Source organism: Emticicia sp. W12TSBA100-4 (assembly GCF_040253585.1).
Classification (GTDB): Bacteria; Bacteroidota; Bacteroidia; order Cytophagales; family Spirosomataceae; genus Emticicia.
The window spans coordinates 362,094-386,116 of sequence record NZ_JBELAU010000006.1; the positions used below are offsets into that span (position 1 = coordinate 362,094).

The following is a 24,023-nucleotide window of genomic DNA, read 5'->3' on the forward strand; positions in this document are numbered from 1 at the left end:
GTACAAAACTAATAAGAGTAAGGCGAGAAAAATTAGCACAAAACGATAAAAATCATGCAAAATCCGACAATTAGGATTGATATTGATAAGAATTTGATTGGTTTATGCAGAAATACTACAAAGTTATGAGATTACGATTCTTCTAAACTCTTTTGGCGATACACCAGTTTTGGCTTTGAAAAATCTTGTAAAATCACTCGGATTTGTTTCGGAAAAACGAAAAGCAATTTCGCTAATGGAGAGATTTGTTTGTTTCAAAAGTACTTTTGCTTCGAGAATAATCATATCGGCGAGCAATTCTTGCGAAGTACGGCCAACGGTTGCCTTTACGCACTTATTGAGGTGGTCGGGCGTGATGGCAAGCATAGAAGCATAATCGGCCACCTTATTGGTTTTGTAGATGTGTTGCGAAAGGAGGTTTTTATATTTCTCGGTGACACGCAAAGCGGCATTTTTGGGCAAATTGACCTGTGCCTTCTGAAAAACGCTTAATTCAGTAAATAATGTCAGTAAATAAGCAGTAATCAGATTGGTATTCAGCGATTTATTGGTTTCGTATTCATACAATAAACGCTCAAGAATATTCAAGATTGGTTGTTGAATATTTTCATTTACTTCTACTAAAGGCTCGCCCGAAAACTGCCAAAAGCTAAATTGCTCCGCCAGTTGATTATTTGGGAAAAGTTTTGAAAAAATTTCTGCATCAAAATGACAAAAAAAACCTTTGGCTTCTTTACTAATATACTCGTGCGTTGAAATCTGATACGCTGGCAAGAAAAAGAAAGTATTCTTCTCAAATTTATATTCGTGTAATCCTTTGCTTCGTACTGAATGCCCTTCAGTCAGAAAGAAAAAATCATAGACAGTTTTTCGGTGAGGTTGAAGTGGGAATTTGATTTTTGGAAGCACTTCTTCTACCTTATTGATATGAAACAGGTGATGAAAATCGCCCACGTTCATCTCCCATTCACCGCCAAAATGATGAATATTTAACTCTTTCGGTGAAAGTGGGGCTATTTTACTTTCTTTTTGGTTCAAATTCGTTTGGTTCAATATCCAGTGTCAAAGTAACTAATAAAAACCAAAATACACAATTTGCAATAATAAGTTTTTCGAGCTTAAAGCCATTAATAAGAAAGGACCACTAATATAAAAATTTACAAAGGATATAAAGAATGCCACAAGTGAGTTGACATTCTTTAATCTATTATTTCACCAAACCTATCGAAATCTGAAATTGACTTGGAGACATCTGAAACTGGACAGGATTATTAGTTGGTCCGATTTCATAATCAATCATGTTAATAAACAAACCTTCGTATCGGCCTTCGATAAAGAAATGCTTAAATTCAAAACCAATGCCTGCATTTACACCAAACTTTGGTCGAGTTAATAATTCATTCTTAAAATCTTTTACGGTATAAACGTTCAGAGCATCTTCTATTTCCTGATTAAAACTCATTGGAAACGACGCTACTGGCCCTGCAAAAATTCTCCCTTGACGAAAACGTAGTCCGAATGTCAGCGGAATATCAATTGCATTGATTGTCCCATTGACACGTTTAAAAAGATTACCATTTGTCTGCAAAATATCAAACTTCCCTCCTTTTTGAGAATAAACAGCCTCAGGCTGAAAATAAAACGAACCACGAGTCATACGTACAAACACGCCACCTAAATAACCCAATGCCGATTGTGCATTATTCAAGAAATTATCTCTTACGATTGGAAATTGCGGTAAACCCGAAGAAGTAACTCGCACCACATCTTTTATTTCTTTGATTTGGTATCGACCAAAATTTACGCCACCACGAAGTCCAAACTGGAATTTCACTCGGTCACGTTTGAACTCTTCTGTATAGCTCAAAGTATCTTCTTCTACTTTTTTGCGTTTTTTTGAAACCTCTTGCTGATTAATCAAAGTATCAACTTTCACCGAATCGGTCTTTATTAACGTTGAATCTGCTTTTTCTTGGGCAAAAAGAGTGCTTGATACCACACTTAATAATACTAATAATAGTTTTTTCATCTAAAAACTTTTTTATAATTCACTCAATATTAAACTACACATTTTTAAGCAAAAATCAAGCCATAAAGCCTTACTTTGCTTCAATCACAGCAACTGTCAGACGCACCACACAAACCAGTTTTTGTTCTTCCGACGTAATTCTAATGTCCCAAATATGTGTACTTCGGCCAATGTGTATCGGAGTCGCTTTTCCGTAAACCCAACCACTGCTTACCGACCGAATATGATTTGCATTGATTTCAAGACCTACGGCTCGCTGTTTTTCCATATCATCCAAACACATCACCGAAGAAATACTACCGAGTGTTTCGGCCAAAACTACCGATGCTCCACCGTGCAAAATCCCAAATGGTTGTTTGGTTCGGTGGTCAACAGGCATTCGAGCGGTTACGAAATCATCCCCAATTTCCAAAAACTCAATTCCGAGATGGTCGCCCATCGAAACTTCACCAAATTGTTTAGTCAAATCAAACTTATTCTTAAAAATCATTCTCTATTATATGTTTTGGTTCGTTATTTTAAAAAATTTCAAAATTTATATAATCACTTACTTATCAAGCCTAATATTTCGTAATTTTGCGACTTTATTAGTTTTAAGGTCAAAACTAAGGTTTGTTTTAGATAGTTTCAATTTTAAATACTGATATTTTGCTTACCAAAACAATTTATTTGATTCGTCACGGAGAAACTGAGTTTAATCGTCGAGGAGTAGTTCAAGGCAGTGGCATCGACTCAGACCTTAACGAACTGGGATTTTTACAGGCAAAAGCTTTTTTTGATGCATATCAACACATCGAGTTTGATAAAATTTATACTTCAAAACTACGTCGAACTGTGCAATCGGTACAAGAATTTATTAATCTTGGCATTCCGTATGAGCAGTACGAAGGACTAAACGAAATTAGTTGGGGCGAAAAAGAAGGAAAAGTACCAAATTACCTCGAAGATGAAAATTATCTCGAAATAATAGCCAATTGGAGCAAAGGAAAAACCGATATTCCGGCAGCTCCAGGGGGCGAAACGCCAGAGCAAGTAGTGGCTCGTCAGAAAGTTGCTTTTGAAGAAATAATCGCTCGTTCTGATGAAAAAACAATTTTAGTAGCTATGCACGGTCGTGCCATTAGAATCTTGCTAACTCACCTGCTCGACCTTCCACTTTCCGAAATGGATAATTTCAGTCATAGTAATTTATGCCTTTATCGCCTAAGCTATGATTATAACACGCAAAAGTTTAGCCTTGAGGTAGCCAACGATACTACCCACTTGGCCGAACTCTTGGTAAAATAATATGTCCGTTTATCGAATCATTTTCCCTTTGATGTAGAAAACCCGTCTTTTTAGTCGGGTTTTCTGTATTTTTATTTTGTGTTGAAAAATTCTACTCTAAAGCAAAATAAAATGGAAGCAAAATCGACAAATAGAAAGACTTTTCAATTGACTGAAAATGGACAGCTCTTAGGGGAGTTAATTTATGAGAGTATAGTTTCGCTAAAAGCTGAAATTAAATTGCCCAATTCAGATATATATGGAATTGAACACATTGGTATTTTTGATACAAGTATTAACGTTACAAAAAACGGAGCAGAAATAGCAAAATTAGCAATGAATTGGCGTGGACAAATCGAATTTAATTTTCACGATGGACAAGAATTTATTTTGAAAGCGAAAGGCTTTTTGGGCAATAAATTCGTACTTGAAAACAAAAATGAAGAAAAACTAATTCAATTTGACCCACAACTTAACTGGAATAAGTTAAATTATAATTACGACATTACATTCGACAACAAACCGCAAACCATTTTATTGGTTTTACTCGGGGTTTATGCTGCCAACTATTTCATGGCATCCATGTCGGGAGCAATGGCGTAAGATAAGGCGTAAGATAAAAGGAAATAATAAATCGAGTTAGGCAAATACTTTGAAAGATTATGAGTAAAAACAAATTATATTGGTTATTTCAGATTGTCGGCTGGTCGCTTTATTTCGGTAACGAAGTCTTTGCATACACGCTTCAATACGGTTTTGAAAATCAGTTGCTTTTTCAAGCATTTGCCAATATAATTTTGACGATTTTCCTAACGCATACATTCCGTTATATTGTAAAACGTTATAATTGGATTACATTACCTCTTCCGCAACTCGCCATCAGGGTTTTACTTGGCGTTTTTATAATGACCGATCTGATGGTAGCTCTCAATTTACCACTTGATGCTAAATATACGGGGCAACTCATCAGCGAAGAGCCAATTCTTGCCATCGAATACTTCATCAATCTCTCAAAACCAGTAATGGTTTGGGTCTTGATTTATATCTTTTATCATTATTCAGAAGAAAAACGTCAACGTGAAATTGAACAACTCAAACTTCGCACTTCAATCAAAGAAACCGAAGCAAAAGTTCTCAAAGCACAGATGAATCCACACTTTATGTTCAATGCTTTAAATAGTATCAGAGCATTAGTTTATGAAGACCCAACCAAAGCACAACAAGGCATTACTCAGCTATCAAATATTCTCAGAAGCTCACTCATTGCCGACCGCCGTACAACGATTTCGCTTAAAGAAGAACTCCGCACGATTGAAGATTATCTGGCACTCGAAAAAGTACGTTATGAAGAGCGACTACAATCAAAATGGGATATTGATGAAAATACTCTGGGCATACAAGTACCACCGATGATGCTCCAAACTTTAGTAGAGAACGCCATCAAACACGGTGTACAAAAGGCCATCGGCTGGGGTTTTGTCGAAATCAACACCAGTATTGTAGAAGATAAATTATATATAAAAATTAGAAACACTGGTCAACTCCACAGCACCGACTCTGACTCAGAATCTGGTGGTTTTGGTTTAAAAAATACAGCACAAAGGCTTGATATTCTTTATGGAACAGATGCTTCTTTCAAGATTTATCAAGAAGATAACCTAACTGTTTGTGCTGAAATAGTAATTCCAACAGGAAATATTGATGTAAAAAATAATAATATCTCGCTTGATTCGTCAAATATTCGAGCAGCGAGCTGAAGTTGGTTATTAGTGTACTGGTTATTTGTTATTGGTAAATTTATTAGTTGAAACGTTTATCCAATCTACCATTAGCTATTCCCACGTAAACAGAATACCAATAACCAGTTCACCAATAACCAGTAAACCAATAACCAATTCCCCAATAACAAATTACCAAATGAAAGCACTTATCGTAGATGACGAACGCTTGGCTCGAAACGAACTACGTCGTTTGTTAGAAAATTTTCCCAAAATCGAAATTATTGGAGAAGCTGCAAATGCCGATGAAGCCCTTAATCTGATTGATGAATTATCGCCTGATTTATTATTCTTGGATATTCAGATGCCAGGCAAAAATGGCTTTCAGTTACTCGAAGCCATCGAAGGAAAAGTGCCAGAAGTTATCTTCACAACTGCTTATGACGAATATGCACTTAAAGCGTTTGAATTCAATGCTCTTGATTATTTAATGAAACCCGTTGATATGCAACGCTTAGCCGAAGCAATTCAACGTGTAGAAGAAGAGCAAATACATGAAGTAGAACGTAAGGAAGGAATCAAACTTTTGGGCGAAGCTGACCAAGTTTTTGTGAAAGATGGCGAAAAATGCTGGTTCGTAAAACTCGGCAAAGTGCGTTTGTTTGAATCAATGGGTAATTATGTACGTTTGCACTTCGACGACCAAAAACCAATGATTTTGAAATCTTTGAATAGCCTCGAAGAACGCCTCGACCCCAAAATTTATTTCCGTGCCAACCGCAAGCACATCATTAACTTGGCTTGGATTGATAAAATCGAGCCGTGGTTTTCGGGTGGACTTTTAGTCACACTCAAAACAACCGAAAAGGGAACTACGACCGAAAAAATTGAAATTTCTCGCCGACAAGCAATCAAATTCAAAGATTTGATGTCATTATAACATAATTATTCTACAAAATATTTAGCCGTAGAGACGTTGCAATGCAACGTCTCTACCCACCATCTCCTATATCTATTTTTATTTAGCAATAAAATCCGAAAATAGCCAGCCCATAACTCGTCTTTTTGTTGTAGATTTTCTTAGATTTGTCCAACTCAACGAACATCGAAGATAACAATGACAGCAAAATCAAATTTAGACAAACTCGAAATTCTGAATCGTAAAAATGAAGAAGCTCTTTTGGGAGGAGGCGAGAAAAGAATTGAAGCTCAACATAAAAAAGGAAAACTCACCGCTCGTGAACGCATCGAACTCCTACTCGATGAAGGAACATTTGAAGAAATTGGCAAGTTTGTGATGCACCGCAGCAAAGACTTCGGCTTAGATAAAGAATATTATCTGGGCGATGGTGTAGTAACTGGTTACGGTACAATTTCGGGGCGTTTGGTCTATATTTTTGCCCAAGATTTTACGGTTTTTGGCGGTTCACTTTCTGAAACTTACGCCGAAAAAATCTGTAAAATCATGGATATGGCCATGCAAAATGGAGCTCCAGTAATTGGCTTGAATGACTCAGGCGGAGCAAGAATACAGGAAGGTGTAAACTCGTTGGCAGGTTATGCTGATATTTTCTACCGCAATACGCTCGCTTCAGGTGTAATTCCTCAAATTTCAGCTATCATGGGGCCATGTGCTGGCGGGGCCGTTTATTCACCTGCTTTGACAGATTATGTAATGATGGTTGAAAATACTTCGTACATGTTTGTTACTGGGCCAAACGTTGTAAAAACAGTTACCCACGAAGATGTAAGTTCGGAAGAACTGGGTGGAGCAATGACCCACGCTACAAAATCTGGCGTTACTCATTTCGTATCGGCCAACGAAATTGAGTGCATCAACGACATCAAAAAGCTCTTTAGCTATATTCCATCAAACTGCGAAGAGCAACCACCTTTCACTCCTTATGAGTCGAACGGCAACGAAAAACGCCCCGAATTAAACAAATTAATGCCCGAAAACCCCAATCAGCCTTATGATATGCGTGAGGTTGTGGAGCAATTGGTTGACGAAGGCAGTTTCTTTGAAGTACATAAAAACTTTGCCGAAAATATTGTCGTTGGTTTTGCTCGAATCGGTGGTCGTAGTATCGGGGTTGTGGGAAATCAGCCAGCCGTGATGGCGGGTGTCCTCGACATTAATGCAAGTTTGAAAGGTGCGAGATTTGTGCGTTTCTGTGATTGTTATAATATTCCACTTTTGGTTCTGGAAGACGTCCCAGGTTTCTTGCCAGGTACTGACCAAGAATGGAACGGTATTATTTCGCACGGTGCAAAATTACTTTATGCTTTCTGTGAAGCCACGGTTCCACGCATTACTGTTATTACTCGCAAAGCTTATGGCGGAGCATATTGCGTAATGAACTCGAAACATATCGGTGCTGATATGAATTATGCTTGGACTTCGGCCGAAATTGCGGTAATGGGAGCAGCAGGTGCAGCAGAAATTATTTTCAGAAAAGAGATTTCGGAAGCAGAAGATTCGGCGACTGAATTGAAAAATAAAGTCGATGAATACACCGATAAATTTGCCAACCCGTATAAAGCAGCACATCGTGGCTATATCGACGAAGTAATTAATCCAGCCGATACTCGTGAGAAACTCTTGAAGGCATTTAAAATGCTTGAAAATAAGGCAACTAATTTGCCTCGCAAAAAACATGGCAATATTCCTTTGTAGAATTATTTCATGCCGTAGGTGTTTTTTTAACCACCTACGGCATATTTTTCGATATATTACGCCACTCGTATAACCTCACTCGTTTCTAAATAAACCAGTATCATTTCTATTTTATCATAGCCCATTTGGCGATAAAGTTTGCCGTAATTCCGCACTTGTCGGGTGTTGCGTTCGTGTTTGTTTTGGTCTTTGCTTGTGCCTGTTTTATAATCAATGATATGCACAATTCCATCTTTCATTACTACTCGGTCGGGGCATTGTGCATCTGCTCCGTTGAGCAATATTTCTCGCTGATTATCAACCTGCAAACCTTCTTCAAAAAGTGCTTTGAGTTCGGGCAAAGCAATGATTTTTTCGACTGATTCTATAATTCCATCGCTTTCTTTCGGGCTTATAACTCCCTCAAATTCAAGCAATTGAATCGCTCTCGGAATATCTTTTCGGGTCTTGATTTTTACAAAGGCTTCATGTAGTTTATTTACTCGGTCTTTGGTTTTATCAAGCGTTTCTGGGTCGAAGATTTTCTCTGATATTCGTCGTAAACGTAGTTTATCGCTGCGGTCTTCGCTTATTACTTTTGGTAGAAAAATCACATCACGCTCTTCGGGTGCAGGTTTCTCTTTTTTTATGAAACGCCCTTGACTAATTTCATAAATATTTTGGTCAGCTTGATATAATTCTTCCGCCAACAAAAAGCCTTGCATCAACCCTCCCACTCCCTGCACTTTATTATGGTAATTTTTGCCCGAAAGCACAAATAGTTTATCAACCGCTCTCGTAAATGCCACATAAAGCATATTGAGATTTTCGAGGAAAATCGCTTCAAATTCTTTGGCGTATTGTCCCGCTAAATCGGTCATCAACATTTTACTATTTATCTTTATCGGTGCTGATAAAAGCCTCACAGCATCGCCTTGCTTATCATAGCTAAGTTCTTCATAATCAAGTCTCTCTAAATCAGCCCAAAGTTCTGAATAATTATTCGGTTCGATATCCCATTGAGCATAAGGAATAATTACGACTGGATACTCAAGTCCTTTTGAGCGGTGAACGGTTGTGATTGTAATAGCATCTTGCTCGGCAGGAGATTTGACCGAAAGTGCCGAACTATCTTTTTTATCATCCCAAAAATTCAAGAAATCTTGTAGGTGATTGCTTTCTTTAAGGCTGTAATTTAGCACTACATCCAAGAATCTAAAAAGATAAGATTTTCTGTCGGTTCGCTCGAATAATTGGAATACATGGATGATTTTTTCGGCCAATTCATAAATCCCTGCTTTGTTGAGATTTATCGAATCCAGCTTAAAGCCATGTTGGGCAAAAAGTAAATAAAAATCGGCAATTTGTGCGGCATCAACGGCATCCGAAATTAAATCATTGGCCTTATTATCAGGTATTTGACCGAGAATTGTTTGATAAAATAAATACGCAACTTCCGATTTTGCCAAGCGATTATCAGGTTGATTGACCACTCGCATAAAAGCCACCAAAAGCCGCACAATTGGCGAGTTTTTGAGCAAAAGTGAGTCACGAGAAATGATTTTAAAATTGGCTTCAACTAAAAAATTAGCAATTTCGGCCGAGTCTTTATTTTTTCGACACAAAATAGCAATATCGCCCATCGAATAGCCTTCATCAAGCACTTGCTGGATTATCTCGACCGTGCGACCCAGCATCAGATTTTCACCTTTTACGTAATCTAAAAATTCAATCTGAACGTGTCCACCAGTTTTAGCATTTTCGGGCGTTTCTTGAAAAAAATCAGCATAAACATCTTTCAAAAAAGGGAAAATATTTTCGTGTTCTCTCATTACCGAGGCAAAAAAACGATTGTTAAAATCAATCACTTCTCGGCTACTTCGATAATTAGTTTTTAAGTTTTGCGGACTAATATAATTGGAAATGGTCATAAATTGCTCAATCTGAAAATCTTGAATGAGCGAATTATTCATCAACATTTCCACTTCATTTTTGAACAAATGCACAATTAAGTCCATTTTTCCACCTCTCCAACGGTAAATTGCCTGCTTGGCATCGCCCACGATGAGATTGAAGTGATTATTGGCCAACGAGTTTTCGATGAGCGGTAATAGGTTATAAAACTGCATATCGGAAGTATCCTGAAACTCATCGACCAACAAATGATTGTAGCGTTCGCCAATGCGTTCGTAGATAAACGGCACGGGTTCTGACAAAATGATTTGCAGAATTTTACGGTTAAATTCCGATATAAAAACTTGGTTTTTATCTTCTAAAACAGCATCAAATTCAGCCTTGATTTTCTTCAATAAAGATAGTTTACGAAGGTTGGGTTTAATCATCGTAAACAAGGCGTATTTTGGCAAATGCTGTGTTTTAAATTCCTGCATTTCTTGGAAAATTGCCGTCAAATCTTCCTTGATTGAATCAATGGCTACTTTTACAGGTGTTGGTGTTTTGGCACTATACCATTTATCTTCGTTGATGGCCGCCCATTGGTAAGAGTTTGGAGATTTATCTTTTTTTCTAAAATATTCATCTTCAAAATCTTCTCGCATATTATAAAAATACCCGCCGATCCCTTTGGCTTTTTGCGTGAAATCATCAACACTAAGCCCTTGATTTTCAATATATTGAATCGCTTTTTCAGCTAAAGCCTTGATGCCTTCCTCAACCGATTTTAGATAGGTGTAAATATTATTTGAAATATGCCAAAAGTCTTTTGGATCGAGCGAGTCGAGCTTGATGAGCGATGAATAGAATTGGTCGTTGATGAGGTGATTTCCGAAATTGGCCAATTCTTCGGTTACGAAATTCCAAGTTTTACCGTCCGAAACTTTTTCTTCTACGAAGTGTTCCAAAATACGAGTCACGTCTTGGTGCTCGTCAAGACCCGCTTTTTCAATCAGCCGTTCGACGGCCTCGGTCATGACCGTCTTAGAATCCAATACGATTTCGTAGTTATAGGGCAAGCCCAAATCTTCGGTAAAAGCATTGACGAGTTGATTAACAAAACTATCAATTGTTTTTACAGCAAAATCAGAATACTCCTGAATAATATGACTAAAAACCGCCGCCGCTCTGAGTTGAAGAATTTCATCGGGAAGTTTTAGTTCATTGGCAATTTCTCGAAACATCCCCCAGAACTTAGATTTTTCGTTAAAGTTCTGCACATCTGCAATCTCCTTCAAAGCTGCCAATATACGCTCCTTCATTTCGGAGGCAGCATCGTTGGTAAAAGTAATGGCCAAAATTCGCTTATAATAGTAAGCTTTATCACTGCCAAGAGCGAGTTTGAGATACTCTCGTGTAAGTGTATATGTTTTCCCAGAACCAGCTGAAGAGCTATATACGTTAAATTTCGACATTAGTAATATTTTGATTAAAACTCAAATCTTTTTCACCCTAAAATCGGCAATACCATAAATAAACATACATTTAGAGGCTACTGTGATTGCTCTTACAACAGGATATGCCCAAAAAAGTCTCTCCAAAAATGTATGGTACGCATTCAGAATATTGGCCACCACCAATAGCGAAAACCCTAAGATGATATAAAGTCGGCGTTCATCACCCACTGGTAAAAAAACTGACAAAATACCTGTATATGAGAAAATAACAGTGTAAATAAAAACTATAATAGAATAGACTCCAGAAAGAGCTTCATATAAACTAAAAAAATAGAATGAAAGAGGGAAAATCAAAAAAGCAGGAATAATCTTCTGAAAATTATTATCCGAATCTCTAAAACTTATCTTTGCCCCCATCGCATGAAAGTAGTAAATCCATATCAAAAAAATGAAGGTATTAATACATATATTGACAATAATCGCAATAGGTTCGGGAAGTAAAAAAGAAATGAGAGAAACAGCAACAGGCAAAACAATACTGAATAAAAAAAGCCACTGTCGAAATTCAAATATACCTTTTTGCAGTTGATAAAACCAAATGCCCATTAAAATCCAAGATATAATTCTAAAATTATTACTCCACAATTCTGCTTGGTCTTTATCAATGTATTCATGTGTAATACATTCTCCTATAAGCACAATCAAGATTATGCTTATAAATAATAGGTTTATTCTCATAAAGCAGTTTTGTTGAGGAATTTATCATAGGGTTGGGTGCTTTTCAAAAAAGTAAAAAGCACCCAATGTATTTTCGTAATTAAGTATTAGTGAGACTCTCGTTTCACTTCATGTCCTGATTTTCCAACTAAAAAGTCTAAATCAGCACCTTTATCAGCCTGCATTACCGTATTGATATACATTTTCGTATAACCACGATCATAGCCTAAATCAATTGGTGTCCAATTCTTTCGACGTTCGGCTAATTCTTCATCAGAAACGTGCAGATGAATTTTACGGTTTGGCACATCTACCTCGATTTCATCGCCGTTTTGCACCAATCCAAGTGTTCCGCCTACTGCCGATTCGGGCGAAGCGTGCAAAAATACAGTTCCATAGGCAGTTCCACTCATACGAGCATCGGAGATACGCACCATGTCAGTAATACCTTTTTCGAGTAATTTCTTTGGTAATTGCATATTTCCAACTTCAGGCATTCCTGGGTAGCCTTTCGGGCCAACGTTTTTCAGAACCATCACCGAAGTTTCGTCGATTTCGAGATTTGGGTCGTCGATGCGGGCGTGATAATCTTCGATTGTTTCAAAAACGACGGCTTTTCCTCGGTGCTGCATCAAATGTGGCGAAGCTGCCGAAGGTTTAATAACTGCTCCGTTTTCACAAAGATTCCCTTTTACTACTGCAATCCCTCCTTCACGTAAAATCGGATTTTCAGCACTCGCAATTACATCATCGTTCCAAATTTTTGCCCCTTTCGAGTTTTCTACCAAACTTTTACCATTGACCGTAATGGCATCACGGTGCAGGTATTTTTCCATTTCTTTAATTACGGCAGGAAGTCCACCAGCATAATAAAAATCTTCCATCAAATATTTACCTGAAGGCATGAGATTCAATAAAAATGGCATTTTACTACCTATTTTATCAAAATCTTCGAGGTTTACATCTACGCCAATTCGACCAGCAATTGCCAATAAATGCAACACTAAATTAGTAGAACCACCCACTGCAGCATTCATCATAATGGCATTTTCAAAAGCTTCACGAGTAAGTACTTTTGAAAGTGTAAGATTCTCTTTTACCATTTCAACGGCACGCATACCCGACATGTGAGCTAACACTTTTTTGCGAGAATCAGCCGCTGGAATTGCTGACGCCCCCGGTAATGTAAGCCCCAAAGCTTCAACCATTACGGCCATTGTTGAGGCAGTTCCCATTGTTGAGCAATGCCCTACACTTCGGCTCATGCACGATTCGGCCTCTTCAAACTCTTCGGGAGTCATCTTGCCCGTTTTCAAATCATCTGCAAAACGCCAAACATCAGTTCCAGAACCAATGGCTTTACCTTGGAAACGCCCATTGAGCATTGGTCCACCCGGCACAACAATCGTCGGTAAATCACAACTGGCAGCACCCATCACCAGCGAAGGAGTTGTTTTATCACAACCTGTAAGCAAGACAATAGCATCGAAAGGATTTCCTCTGATGCTTTCTTCAACGGTCATGGCGGCCAAATTTCGATAAAGCATGGCAGTTGGGCGAATGATGGTTTCGCCAAGCGACATCACTGGAAATTCTAATGGAAAGCCCCCCGCTTCATACACACCATTTTTTACTACTTGAGCCAACTCTCTAAAATGTCCGTTACAGGGTGTTACTTCCGACCAAGTATTACAGATTCCGATAACTGGTTTTCCTTTAAATTGATGTGCTGGATAGCCTTGATTTTTTATCCAACTTCGGTATATAAACCCGTCTTTTCCTTCTTTCCCAAACCAATCTTGGCTACGTAAATTTTCATTCTCTTGCTTCGGCATAATTTAATTATGATTTTATTAGTCAAATAATATTGACTAAGGTCGATAGATATATTTATATTAAAATCTTTAAGATATTTTTTTTAACTTACAAGCTGATTATCAAGCAATTACATTATCTTACTACATAGTCATAGAAAAAAAAAAAAAATCGTTGTAGTATGAATATCAAGAAAAAGGTGTGAAATTTCTATCAAAAATCCGTACTTTTGTGTTGTTTTGCACCAAATTATAAATTTTGTAGGAAACAATTGCCAATTATTTAAATAAAAATAAACTTATGAACTTATTTGATACGTTGAACGAGGCTCTGACAGATGAAGTGGTATCAAAGATTGCCAAGCTTTCTGAAGAAGAGCCAGAGAAAACACGAAAAGCATTAGATGGTATTTTTTATACATTGGTGGCGGGTTTGGTGCGTCGTACGAGTAGTATGATGAGCGTGAGTATGCTTTTCAATCAAATACAAAAAGGCAATCAAGGTGGAGAACTGATTGGAGATGTGATGTCTTATCTAAATAAAAAAGATAAATTAGATAATATCTTAAAAGTTGGTGACGGTCTGATTAGTCAGATTTTTCCTGCCTACAAAAGTCCACTTGTAAGCATGATTGGTATCTATGCGGGTATCAAGAAAAACTCTTCAACGATGTATTCGAGCCTTGCTGCTCCGTTGTTGATTGATGCAGTCAGCAAAGAAATGGACACTAACAAACTTGATGTTGATGGTTTAATCACATTTCTGAGCGATCACCACGAACCACTTTTCAAGTTAGTTCCAGAAGAATTACTCGAAAAAATGATTCCGCAGTTAGGTTTGCAGGAATTGCTCTCGCCTAAATTTGTTTCGGCTAAAAAATCGGTTTCAGCAAAACCCGCTTCTATCAAAGGAAAAAACATTGTTTCAGCAGATGAAACCTCAGCTTCTAAAAGTGCAGCCCAATCAGTAGCAGATGAAGAAGAAGAAACGAGTAGCTCGCCAATTCCGATTAAAACATTGTTGATTGGTTTACTCGGTGCAGCAGTAATTGCTGGTGGAGTGTATTGGTATATGAATTTTTATAAACCATCTCAGTCCGAAAACCTTGGTGAAGAGTTGGTCATGGACTCAACTGCGATTCAGCCTGATACAATTACCAAACCAATCATTGACTCAGTTGCTATAAAAGATTCAATAGCAGCAGCTACAACTACCCCATCGTTGACTTCAAGCGAGCAATATAGTACCTTTGGAGAGGGCTTAAATGCTTATTTAGTTGATAAAGCCAAACCAGTTGGGCAGATTTTTCCGATGGCAAATGTAGCCTTTGTGAAAGGTTCACAAGCTCTTGATGCAGAGTCTGATTTGATTATTGATGAGTTAGCCGATTTGATGATTAAATATCCAAAAATGCAGATTCAGCTACAAGGACACTCAAATAATGCTGTTGGTATGGACAACAAAACAATGGCGACCAAAAGAGCATTTGCTATCAAAAAGAAACTTTTGGTAAAAGGAATTGTTGATACAAGGATTGACGCAATCGGCACAAATGGTGCGGGCAATGGTGCTGATATTAAGATAGTCTCGAAATAAGAATAATATAGCGAGCGTACCAACAAAAAAGCGTGGAGGGATACCTTCACGCTTTTTTGTTATTTTCAGCCCTAAAACTTCTACAAAATATACTGGCTTAAATCTCGGTTTTTTACTAAACCCGAAAGACGATTAGCAACTAATTCTTTAGTGATTATAATCGTAGAATCCATGACAATATTATCGGGTACATCAAACATGATTTCGTTGAGTAAATGACTCATAACGGTTTGTAGTCTTCTTGCACCAATGTTTTCTACTTCGCTATTGGCTTCAAATGCAATACGAGCAAGTTCTCTCAAAGCATCATCTTCAAAAGTTAATGTTACACCTTCGGCATCGAGCATTGCAATGTATTGTTTCGTGAGGGCATTTTTGGGTGCTTTCAGAATCTGGTAGAAATTATCTTCGGTTAGGCTCTCCAATTCTACTCTAATTGGAAAACGCCCTTGTAATTCAGGAATTAAATCAGAAGGTTTTGAAACGTGAAATGCTCCAGCAGCAACAAATAAAATATGGTCGGTTTTTACGGTTCCGTGCTTGGTATTTACGGCACTTCCTTCGACAATTGGGAGTAAATCTCGTTGCACACCTTCACGGCTAACATCTGCTCCCCCACCCGATTTTGCTCCACTATTGGCAATTTTGTCAATTTCATCAATAAATATAATTCCGAGATTTTCGGCTTTCCAGATTGCCTCCTCTTTTACTTCATCCATGTCGATAAGTTTTGAGGCTTCTTCATCCAATAAAACTTTTCTTGCTTCAGCAATTGTCAGTTTACGTTTTTTACCTTTTTTGGGCATTATCCCACCCAACATTTCTTGAATGTTGAGCATTGACATATCATCAATCGGCCCACCCATTACACCAATATTTGGCATTCCGCCTGTTTGTACATCAATTTCTACTTTACGGTGGTCAAGTTCTCCGTTACGAAGTTTTGAGCGGAAAGCCTCACGGGTTTTCTCGTTTAGTAAAGATTCGGTATAATCTTCAATTTCTTTTTTGTTCTCTTCAATAACAAATCCTGTTTCTTTTTGGTCTTTTACGGGCGGAATCAGAATATCAAGCAGTTGATCTTCTACCACTTCAAGGGCTTTGGCTTTTACTTCTTCCTTCTTGGCGAGTTTCACCATATTAACCGATTGTTCGACCAAATCACGCACCATGCTTTCGCAATCACGCCCCACATAACCAACCTCAGTAAATTTTGAGGCCTCTACTTTTACAAACGGAGCATCAGCTATTTTGGCCAGTCGGCGAGCTATTTCGGTTTTACCAACACCTGTTGAGCCAATCATCAAGATATTATTTGGAATAATCTCGGCAACCATGTCAGCAGCGGCATTCATTCTTCGCCAACGATTACGGAGTGCAATAGCCACATTTCGTTTAGCTTCTTTTTGTCCGATTATATATTTATCGAGTTCGTTTACGATTTGTTGTGGTGTGAGGTTTTCTATTTTTTTCGACATTATTTTAGAAAAATGCTTTATAATAAAGCTAAGCTTTTTGATTAAATATTAATTACAAAGGTAGCTTTCGTTGTGATAAAACAAAATAGATAGCAGAAAGTTTGTGAATGGCAGGTTTTATCAAAAAAAAACAGCAATCACAAATGTAATTGCTGTTTCTGTTCATCAAAGTCTCGGTTACTAACCAAAACTCCTACTCAAAAAAAATACCTTTTGCTTGAAAAAAATTTCTTGCGGTCCACTCAAAAGACAAGGTTTTACTCAATTTATAATTAACAATTAATTATGCATAACAATAAATTTATCGCTCTTCATCTTACGGCCATTGACCGAAAGCTGAAAGAAATACGTTCCTTCCATCCAAGTAGAAGTACTTACTTTAATTTTGTTTTCGTTGTTCTCTAAGCCATAAGAGGCTATTACCGTACCCGAAACATTAAAGAAAATTAATTTTGCTGATGGTAAACTTTCAGGCAAATTATAATCAAGTGTCAGATGGTCATCGGCTGGATTTGGGTATAAGGCCGTAATCGTAACCTTACTGAAATCATCATCTGGCAAAATAGTAGCACTTTCACACTTACACACTTTATCCTTGAAAACGCCCTCTTTTGGTGTTACTATTTCTGTAAGCGTGAGTTCACGCTTCATACTAAGAGTCTTTGTCTTACGATCACGAGCGGCTACAAAGTATGTACCTGCTTGTGTTGGCGTAAAATATGTGCCTGTTGCAATTGGTTTAGTGGCATTTTCATCATCAAACCACACTACATCAGTTCCTTTAACTGTGCTTACTACGTTAAACGAAGGTATTTCGTTACCTGCCGCAAAGGTCTCTATTTGATTCAAAACCAGCGGAGCTTGTACACCCTGAATATTACAATTTGGAGCATTCACAATTTTACTGCTACTACATTTGCCCGAAATATCGGTAGCAACTAAAGTAACATTAGGCATAAATGCTGGAATATTTTCGATAGTATAGAAACCATCACCATTGGCAACCACATAACCCGCACTCGATTGCAAAGGCAGACGATTGAGGCGTTTTAGATAATCTACGGCGGTTGGCATACCAATATTTGAAGTTGCCAAATATGCTTGTTGCACGATACTCCAATCGTCGTCGAGTAACTTAACTCTTATGCTATAACTATCAATTTTCTTGTTACAGTAAATTGAATCTACAACAATTTTGGGTCCCGAACAGCCCTCAATAATAATGGGGCAACAGCTACTGACGTTACAAGTACCGACGAGTTTTGAAAATGTATATTCTCCACCTCTCAATACGCTTAAAGAACTATCTTTGTTGATAACTGCAATGTCAGAAGGTGTATTCTTCGTAACTTCCTCATAAACACCCGAAGATACATTTTTATAGTACCACTTAACTCCGCTGTATTTTTGGAGTGTAACTTTATAATTTTCTCCTTTTTTCAATGAAATCGGCACACTTACACAGCTAACACCATAATCATCTCCTCCATCAGCAGCATTACGAGCTTTTATATCTCGTTCTCTACCATTCTGACGCCAAATATATGAGGTTAAATATGATAATCCTTGCTGCAAAACCTTAGCTTTTACTACGAGTTTAATAGTTTCTCCGCTATTTACATTACCAACACCCCACAATCCACTGTTTGATTCAAACACACCTCTATCAGAATAAAAGTAAACAACTCTCAAACTACTGCTGATGAGAGTTTGAATTTCAACTCCTGTTGCTGTTTTATTACCTTTATTTGAAATAATGGTTGTGAAAGTAACGGTTTCATCAATTGCTGGGTTATGATTATCAACTGCTTGGATAAGTTCTAAACGACTTTCATCGACCAAATCAGCAAAATTCACGTGTTCTAAAGTAATTTTTTGATCGGCATAACAAGTCTCCGAATTATATACTCTCACAGTATATGATGTAAAATCGGTAGGATTTGGTAAACCTTTAATAGCTACTTCTTTTTTGGTAGGATCAAAAATAATTGCTTTAGCATAAGTCATTTCTGCTGTTCCTTTATCAGAAACGGCATAACGTCTGGCGTTTTGGATGTTTGATAAAATAAGCTGAGCATCGTTAGTGTTTGGCTGTGTTACATCTACGCTTCTAAGCGTAAATATAGGCGGAAAACAATCGATTTTTGCTGATTTCTCTTTTGGTTTATTCAATCGTTCATTTGTACCATAGCTATTTGGGCTTGATAAAATCAAGCCCGAGCATAGCAGTACAGTTACGAAGATATTACCAAAGATTTGCTTTAGTAAACCTTGTTTTTTTTTCATACGAGTAAAAACTCAATAGCATTTATAGAAACTCAATAGCTGAATTTTCTTGGTAGAAAACTGACACTTTCAATGAATGTTTTTAGACATTCTTGAAAATTTAAAATGGGGACATCAGGAATGGTCGTAAATGATACCGCAAGATAAGAATTTATTCTGAAAAAATTATTAAACGGATGCATTTTTTTTACAAAACGTACATTCCCCGAGAGATAAACTCTAATTTTTTGACTGAAATAGCATTGAATATTGTTATAAATACGATGTATTTCAGTCTCTGAACTTTATTTTTGCTGGTATGATACTATGACTATGTCTCTGATGGAAGGTAACAAAAAGAAGATCTTTTTTTGTTAATTCATTCCCAAGTAGGTAGTTTCCTCAATAACTTTTTTTCACTCAGCTTTTTACTAATTTATAATTTACAGCAAAAGATAGGTGCTTATTCTTAGTACTTAACACTCTTATTTAGCCTAATCCCAGCCCACTTCTGGCAAGTGAGCTGGGAAAGGCAACTTTAATTATTCTCTATTTAGGTATCACCTATACTTGAATTGTACATTTGATTATTTCGTTTTGGTAATCGTTGCAGGTTCGCAATATCCGCCAGGACATCCACAATCTGTTTTTGTAAGATTTACAGTACGGTCGATCGTACAACCATAAGAGTTTTGGATTCTTACAGTATAATCTTGAGTTGGCACAGTTGGATTGGCCAAGTTACTCGCAAATACACCACCAGAGTATGGTTTAGTCAAGATTGGTAATGTTGTTCCTGTAATTGTTGTACCTGTGTTATACTGAATTACTTCGTCAGAATTACGGTATCTTGTTAGAATCAACTTAGCATTGTTTTGAGATACAGTACCAATACAAAGTGAATTAACTGCGATAACTGTTGCTACTGGTTTAGGGTCGATTGTTACAGGAATACCTGACATACCCGACTCACAACCTGTTCCTGGAATTACTTGTGAAACATAGAAATATGTTAAACCAGCCGTAGCAGTATTAGGTGTTGGAGCAGTTGTTGATGTTGCACCGCCATTATACCAAACAATTGTGTTACCCGTATCTCCTGTTGCAGCAAGAGCTGTTGCGGTTGCATCTTGGCAATATTTAACACTGGCTATGACAGGTGCTTTAGGCGTGCTGTTTACGATTACAGTTGCTTGGTCACGGTTCGACTCGCAACCTGTTAAAATACTTTTTTGGCTAACATAATAGATTGTTGTTCCTACATTATCAGTCGAAGGAGTCGGTGCTGCAGTTGAGCCTGTTCCACCCGTCGATGACTGTCCATACCATAAGAATGTATGCTGAGCATCACCTGTTACAGTAAGAGGCGTAGGAGTTACACCTTGGCAGTATGTTTTGTCATCTGCCTTTGGTAGTAATGGCTTAGCGTTAACTACTACTACTAACTCACCACGATAAGACTGACAACCAGTTACATCACTTACTTGTGTTACAAAATATTTTGTTTCGCCTGCAGTTGTCGGGTTATGACTCGGTGCCGCTGTTGAAGAGACACCTCCTGTAGAGTAAGTACCATACCATAATAATTTATGAGCATCTAAGGCTGTTGCTACAAGTGTTGCTTCATTATCTTCCGCACAGAAAGTTCGGTTTGTCACTACTGGAACGGCAGGGAGAGCATTAACCACTACATTAACTGATGTACTTGCCGAACAACCAACACCGTTAGTTACGGTTACGTTATATGTTCCTGCATTAGCCAAAGCTGCACTTGCGATTGTTGGATTAGCAATGTTGCTTCCTGTAAATCCAGATGGTCCGCTCCAAGTATAAGTTGTTGCTCCTGCTGGTGTTGCAGTCAAGTTAATTGGGCTTTCAGCACAAACTGGACTGTTAGATGCCAATGTAGGTACTGGAGTTTCACGAATTTCAACGGCAAGAGATGCACGATTAGATTCACAACCTGTATCGTCGGCTTTTCTACTAACATAATATGTGGTAGTTCCTGTGGCATTAGTTGGAGCAATATCTGCAGTTGTAGAACCTGTTCCTCCTGTTGAATTTAAACCATACCACAATACTGCGAATCCTGTGTTACTTCCTGTTACAGCTAAAGTAATTGGAGCTGAATTTTGACAAGCCGAAACTGGGTTAGGTGTTGGCGGAAGTGGTTTTGCATTTACTTTTACCAATAATTCTGCACGATTCGATTCACACCCTGTTTCGTCAACTTTCTGTGTTACATAGTAAGTTGTTTCTCCTGCCGTAACTGGGTTGTGGAATGATGCTGCTGTTGATGATACACCACCTGTTGAGTATGTACCATACCATAATAGTGTATTTCCTGTAAGAGCTGTGGCTGAAAGTGTTGCTTGCGGATCTTCAGCACAGAAAGTTTTATTGGCAACCACAGGAATAACAGGCTTAGGATTGACGGCAACGCTCACAGAAGCTGTTGCTGAACAACCAACTCCATTGGTAACTGTTACTACGTAGTTACCAGCACTTGCAAGTGCTGCACTCGCAATTGATGGATTTTCAATGTTTGAACCTGTAAATCCATTAGGACCAGTCCAAGCGTAATTGGTTGCTCCTGCTGGTGTTGCAGTAAAATTAATTGGACTCTGCTCACAAACTGGGCTGTTTGACGCCAATACAGGAGTAGGCAATTCTTTGATTTCAAGTGTTACCGTTACAGAGTCAGCACAGTTTTCGTGTCCTTGCTCATACGCTTTCAATTTATATACATAAGTACCTACTGCCGTTGGTAATGCTGTTAAAGCAAGACCTGTTTGACCAACAATCGCTGTGGTAGTCGGGTTAGCAGCACCATTGGCATTATACCATTGATAAATATAAGTTCCGTTAGGAGAGGTTTCAGTATTTGAAGCAGCTACTGCATTAAATGGTTTGCTGAAACAAACTGCTTGGGCAGTTGGTGCAACCAAAACAGGCGGCTTACCAGCTTCAACTTTTATAGGACAACATCCACCGCTTGGACAAGCATTAGGCCCTACGGTCATACTATATGAATAATCACCTGTTGCGAATACTGTCAAAGATCCATCACCATTTAATCTTACACCATTTGTGGCTGCATTAGAGGCTGTCAACTCGGTTGTACCTTTGAACCATTTAATGCTCGTATAACTTGGTAATGTGATTGTATATTCATCATTCGTACAATAATCAAACGGTGTAGAGATACAAACTGAACCAAAATCATCTTCTCCTGGTGAATTGCTTGGATTTGCTACGGTAGTTGGTCGTGAGTCAATATCATTTTCAACCAAAGCGGTTAGGTCAGCAGTTAGGTATTTTACACCTCTTGTCCCCACTGTACCTGTTAATGTTAGCTTTATATTTGTTTGAGAAACAGCGACATTACCAATTGTCCATTTTTTCGTGGTATTATCATAAGTACCGTAGGTAGCAACTCCTGTTACAGCCGTAAGCCCCGGAGGAATACCAACGGTATATTCTACGCCAGTTGCTGGACCAGTACCTGTATTCTCAACTTCTACAACGATGGTTACAGTTGACCCCAAAGCATAAAATCCCAAATCTGGAGCTTTAGTGACTTTAGCCATGATATCTGGATAAACAGGTGCTGTATTAAAGTTTACATATTCTAAAGTAAATACTTTGTCATAATAACAAGTAGTATCTGCCTTATAAACCCTAATTGTGTACTGTGTACCAGCAGTATTGGTTGGAGTAGGGAGAGTTTGTGATAAATATCCACCAGTTAATGTAGATAGCTTTGCTGTTCCAGCAAAGTTTGTACCTGTATATGTAGCACCTAATGAATAACCTACACGATCATCACCAGATAAAGCTCCTGATATACGCATTTTTGCATCATTTGCAGTCGGTGCAGATGCATCCTCACCAATAATGGTGAATGGTCCATCTCCTGTACAGGCGACAGGAACTCGTTGTCCGTAAGTTGTTAGGCTTACAAACAATAGTAACACGCAAACCGTTAAACAATTTGCCAAAATCTTGGCAAATTTAAGGTTGGAATGTTTAATACTGAGTAAATTGTTTTTCATTTGACAAATTGAGTAATTGTTATATTTAATTGAGTATGAGTTCTTTATATTGCTATATCAATGATATAGTTATCCTTGATTATTACTTACGCAAAAACTGTACCACTTAATAATTTTTTTATTTTGTTTTTACAACTGTTGCTGGTTCACAGTAACCTGCTGGACAAGGACATACAGTTACTGACATGACAGCAGTAAGGTCATTGATACAATTTGTAACTGTATTTTTCAATCTTATCGTGTAAGTGGCAACTGTATTCGCTAATCCTGAAGCAAAGATTCCACCTGATGGAATATTTGCAAAAGTTGGAGTAGCTGAAATCGGCGAACCATAAGCTACTTGGTCTGAATCACGGTATTTATTCAGCATTAATTGACCGTTACTTTGAGCTACACTTCCCAAACACATTGAAGGAATAACTGTAACTTCGGCAGTTGGTAATGGTTTTACATCTAACCAAACTGTGCGTGTAATAGAACATGCTGGATTTGAAGATGAGGTTACTGTCAAGGAATATCCTGTAGGAACTGTAGGGTTTACCGAAATATTAGATGATGTAGCCCCTGTACTCCATAGGAATGTTGCAGCGTTTGACAGTCCTGTTGGAGCTAAGACTGTCGTTGTTCCAGCACAAGGTGCTGAAGTTGCTAATGATGCAGTTGGCAATGGGTTTACAGTTACGATAACTGTTGTCGTTGCACTACATGATTTACTATCAGTTGCAATTACCGTATAGGTTGTTGTAGTTGATGGTGTAACAGTCTGAGTTGATCCATTTGGAAGACTGTTACTCCAAGTATAGGTATATGGTGATGTTCCACCTGAGGCTGTTGCCGTAAACGTTGCTGATTGGCCTTGACAAATAGGAGTTACTACTGGAACATTTACACTTAATGCCGCTACTGGTTGAGTGACTGTTGCACTTGTGGTTACACTACAACCATTCGCATCTTTAACTGTAAAACTATAGGTTCCTGCCGCTAAGCCTGTAAAGGCATTCGTCGATACAAAACTCCCTGTCCCTTGTTGATATTGATAAGGACTGGTGCCACCCGAAGCTGTTAATGTTACACTGCC

Annotated in this window: 15 protein-coding genes and 1 pseudogene; 6 read left to right on the forward strand and 10 right to left on the reverse strand. The window is 38.0% G+C overall.

Features of this window, described 5'->3' with window-relative positions:
- Positions 1-123: 123 nt before the first annotated feature.
- From ABR854_RS10735 to ABR854_RS10745, 3 genes are all read right to left on the reverse strand, one after another.
- A complete protein-coding gene (locus ABR854_RS10735) occupies positions 124-1,038 on the reverse strand; it encodes an AraC family transcriptional regulator (RefSeq protein ID WP_350265395.1) in 915 nt (304 codons plus the stop codon).
- Between the two features lie 169 nt (positions 1,039-1,207).
- Positions 1,208-2,029, reverse strand: a complete 822-nt coding sequence (locus ABR854_RS10740) for a porin family protein (RefSeq protein WP_350265396.1) — start codon at positions 2,027-2,029, stop codon at positions 1,208-1,210.
- 70 nt (positions 2,030-2,099) lie between these two features.
- Complete coding sequence (locus ABR854_RS10745) at positions 2,100-2,519, reverse strand: hotdog fold thioesterase (RefSeq protein WP_350265397.1); 420 nt, start codon at positions 2,517-2,519, stop codon at positions 2,100-2,102.
- Between the two features lie 158 nt (positions 2,520-2,677).
- Here ABR854_RS10745 and ABR854_RS10750 point away from each other — a divergent pair, with 158 nt between their 5' ends.
- The 5 genes from ABR854_RS10750 to ABR854_RS10770 all read left to right on the forward strand — a co-directional run bounded on the left by ABR854_RS10750 (position 2,678) and on the right by ABR854_RS10770 (position 7,690).
- Positions 2,678-3,316 carry a histidine phosphatase family protein gene (locus ABR854_RS10750; protein ID WP_350265398.1) on the forward strand — a complete coding sequence of 213 codons (639 nt, stop codon included), beginning with the start codon at positions 2,678-2,680 and terminating at the stop codon, positions 3,314-3,316.
- A 111-nt stretch (positions 3,317-3,427) separates the two neighbouring features.
- On the forward strand, positions 3,428-3,898 hold the full coding sequence (locus ABR854_RS10755) for a hypothetical protein (protein WP_350265399.1): 471 nt from the start codon (positions 3,428-3,430) through the stop codon (positions 3,896-3,898).
- Positions 3,899-3,957: 59 nt separating this feature from the next.
- Positions 3,958-5,052 carry a sensor histidine kinase gene (locus tag ABR854_RS10760; protein WP_350265400.1) on the forward strand — a complete coding sequence of 365 codons (1,095 nt, stop codon included), beginning with the start codon at positions 3,958-3,960 and terminating at the stop codon, positions 5,050-5,052.
- 160 nt (positions 5,053-5,212) lie between these two features.
- Positions 5,213-5,953, forward strand: coding sequence for a LytR/AlgR family response regulator transcription factor (locus ABR854_RS10765; protein WP_305952172.1), 741 nt, complete (start codon positions 5,213-5,215; stop codon positions 5,951-5,953).
- Positions 5,954-6,130: 177 nt separating this feature from the next.
- Positions 6,131-7,690 (forward strand): acyl-CoA carboxylase subunit beta, encoded by a 1,560-nt coding sequence (locus tag ABR854_RS10770; protein WP_350265401.1) that lies wholly within the window; start codon positions 6,131-6,133, stop codon positions 7,688-7,690.
- A gap of 56 nt (positions 7,691-7,746) precedes the next feature.
- Here ABR854_RS10770 and ABR854_RS10775 read toward each other — a convergent pair whose 3' ends face one another.
- The 3 genes from ABR854_RS10775 to ABR854_RS10785 all read right to left on the reverse strand — a co-directional run bounded on the left by ABR854_RS10775 (position 7,747) and on the right by ABR854_RS10785 (position 13,571).
- A complete protein-coding gene (locus tag ABR854_RS10775) occupies positions 7,747-11,037 on the reverse strand; it encodes a UvrD-helicase domain-containing protein (protein WP_350265402.1) in 3,291 nt (1,096 codons plus the stop codon).
- Positions 11,038-11,058: 21 nt separating this feature from the next.
- A complete protein-coding gene (locus ABR854_RS10780; RefSeq protein ID WP_350265403.1) occupies positions 11,059-11,757 on the reverse strand; it encodes a hypothetical protein in 699 nt (232 codons plus the stop codon).
- 86 nt (positions 11,758-11,843) lie between these two features.
- The gene (locus ABR854_RS10785; protein WP_305952168.1) at positions 11,844-13,571 is read right to left on the reverse strand and encodes an IlvD/Edd family dehydratase; all 1,728 of its coding nucleotides are present in this window, start codon (positions 13,569-13,571) and stop codon (positions 11,844-11,846) included.
- Positions 13,572-13,851: 280 nt separating this feature from the next.
- Between ABR854_RS10785 and ABR854_RS10790 the strand changes: the two genes are divergently transcribed.
- On the forward strand, positions 13,852-15,147 hold the full coding sequence (locus tag ABR854_RS10790; RefSeq protein ID WP_350265404.1) for a DUF937 domain-containing protein: 1,296 nt from the start codon (positions 13,852-13,854) through the stop codon (positions 15,145-15,147).
- An 80-nt stretch (positions 15,148-15,227) separates the two neighbouring features.
- Here the strand turns inward: ABR854_RS10790 and hslU are convergent, their stop codons facing one another.
- The 4 genes and pseudogenes from hslU to ABR854_RS10810 form a co-directional block, all read right to left on the reverse strand.
- Positions 15,228-16,625: an ATP-dependent protease ATPase subunit HslU gene (gene hslU / locus ABR854_RS10795; protein WP_350265405.1), complete on the reverse strand. Its 1,398-nt coding sequence runs from the start codon at positions 16,623-16,625 to the stop codon at positions 15,228-15,230.
- Positions 16,626-16,904: 279 nt separating this feature from the next.
- A complete protein-coding gene (locus ABR854_RS10800) occupies positions 16,905-18,911 on the reverse strand; it encodes a T9SS type A sorting domain-containing protein (protein WP_350265406.1) in 2,007 nt (668 codons plus the stop codon).
- A 566-nt stretch (positions 18,912-19,477) separates the two neighbouring features.
- The gene (locus ABR854_RS10805; protein ID WP_350265407.1) at positions 19,478-22,945 is read right to left on the reverse strand and encodes an Ig-like domain-containing protein; all 3,468 of its coding nucleotides are present in this window, start codon (positions 22,943-22,945) and stop codon (positions 19,478-19,480) included.
- A gap of 118 nt (positions 22,946-23,063) precedes the next feature.
- A pseudogene (locus ABR854_RS10810) lies at positions 23,064-24,023 on the reverse strand (hypothetical protein); the annotation flags it as partial.

Coding starts and splice junctions, on each gene's coding strand:
- ABR854_RS10785 (WP_305952168.1), bottom strand. CDS start 13,571: ATGCCGAAGCAAGAGAATGAAAATTTACGTAGCCAAGATTGGTTTGGG.
- ABR854_RS10780 (WP_350265403.1), bottom strand. CDS start 11,757: ATGAGAATAAACCTATTATTTATAAGCATAATCTTGATTGTGCTTATA.
- ABR854_RS10760 (WP_350265400.1), top strand. CDS start 3,958: ATGAGTAAAAACAAATTATATTGGTTATTTCAGATTGTCGGCTGGTCG.
- ABR854_RS10765 (WP_305952172.1), top strand. CDS start 5,213: ATGAAAGCACTTATCGTAGATGACGAACGCTTGGCTCGAAACGAACTA.
- ABR854_RS10755 (WP_350265399.1), top strand. CDS start 3,428: ATGGAAGCAAAATCGACAAATAGAAAGACTTTTCAATTGACTGAAAAT.
- ABR854_RS10775 (WP_350265402.1), bottom strand. CDS start 11,037: ATGTCGAAATTTAACGTATATAGCTCTTCAGCTGGTTCTGGGAAAACA.
- ABR854_RS10805 (WP_350265407.1), bottom strand. CDS start 22,945: ATGAAAAACAATTTACTCAGTATTAAACATTCCAACCTTAAATTTGCC.
- ABR854_RS10745 (WP_350265397.1), bottom strand. CDS start 2,519: ATGATTTTTAAGAATAAGTTTGATTTGACTAAACAATTTGGTGAAGTT.
- ABR854_RS10800 (WP_350265406.1), bottom strand. CDS start 18,911: ATGAAAAAAAAACAAGGTTTACTAAAGCAAATCTTTGGTAATATCTTC.
- hslU (WP_350265405.1), bottom strand. CDS start 16,625: ATGTCGAAAAAAATAGAAAACCTCACACCACAACAAATCGTAAACGAA.
- ABR854_RS10740 (WP_350265396.1), bottom strand. CDS start 2,029: ATGAAAAAACTATTATTAGTATTATTAAGTGTGGTATCAAGCACTCTT.
- ABR854_RS10790 (WP_350265404.1), top strand. CDS start 13,852: ATGAACTTATTTGATACGTTGAACGAGGCTCTGACAGATGAAGTGGTA.
- ABR854_RS10770 (WP_350265401.1), top strand. CDS start 6,131: ATGACAGCAAAATCAAATTTAGACAAACTCGAAATTCTGAATCGTAAA.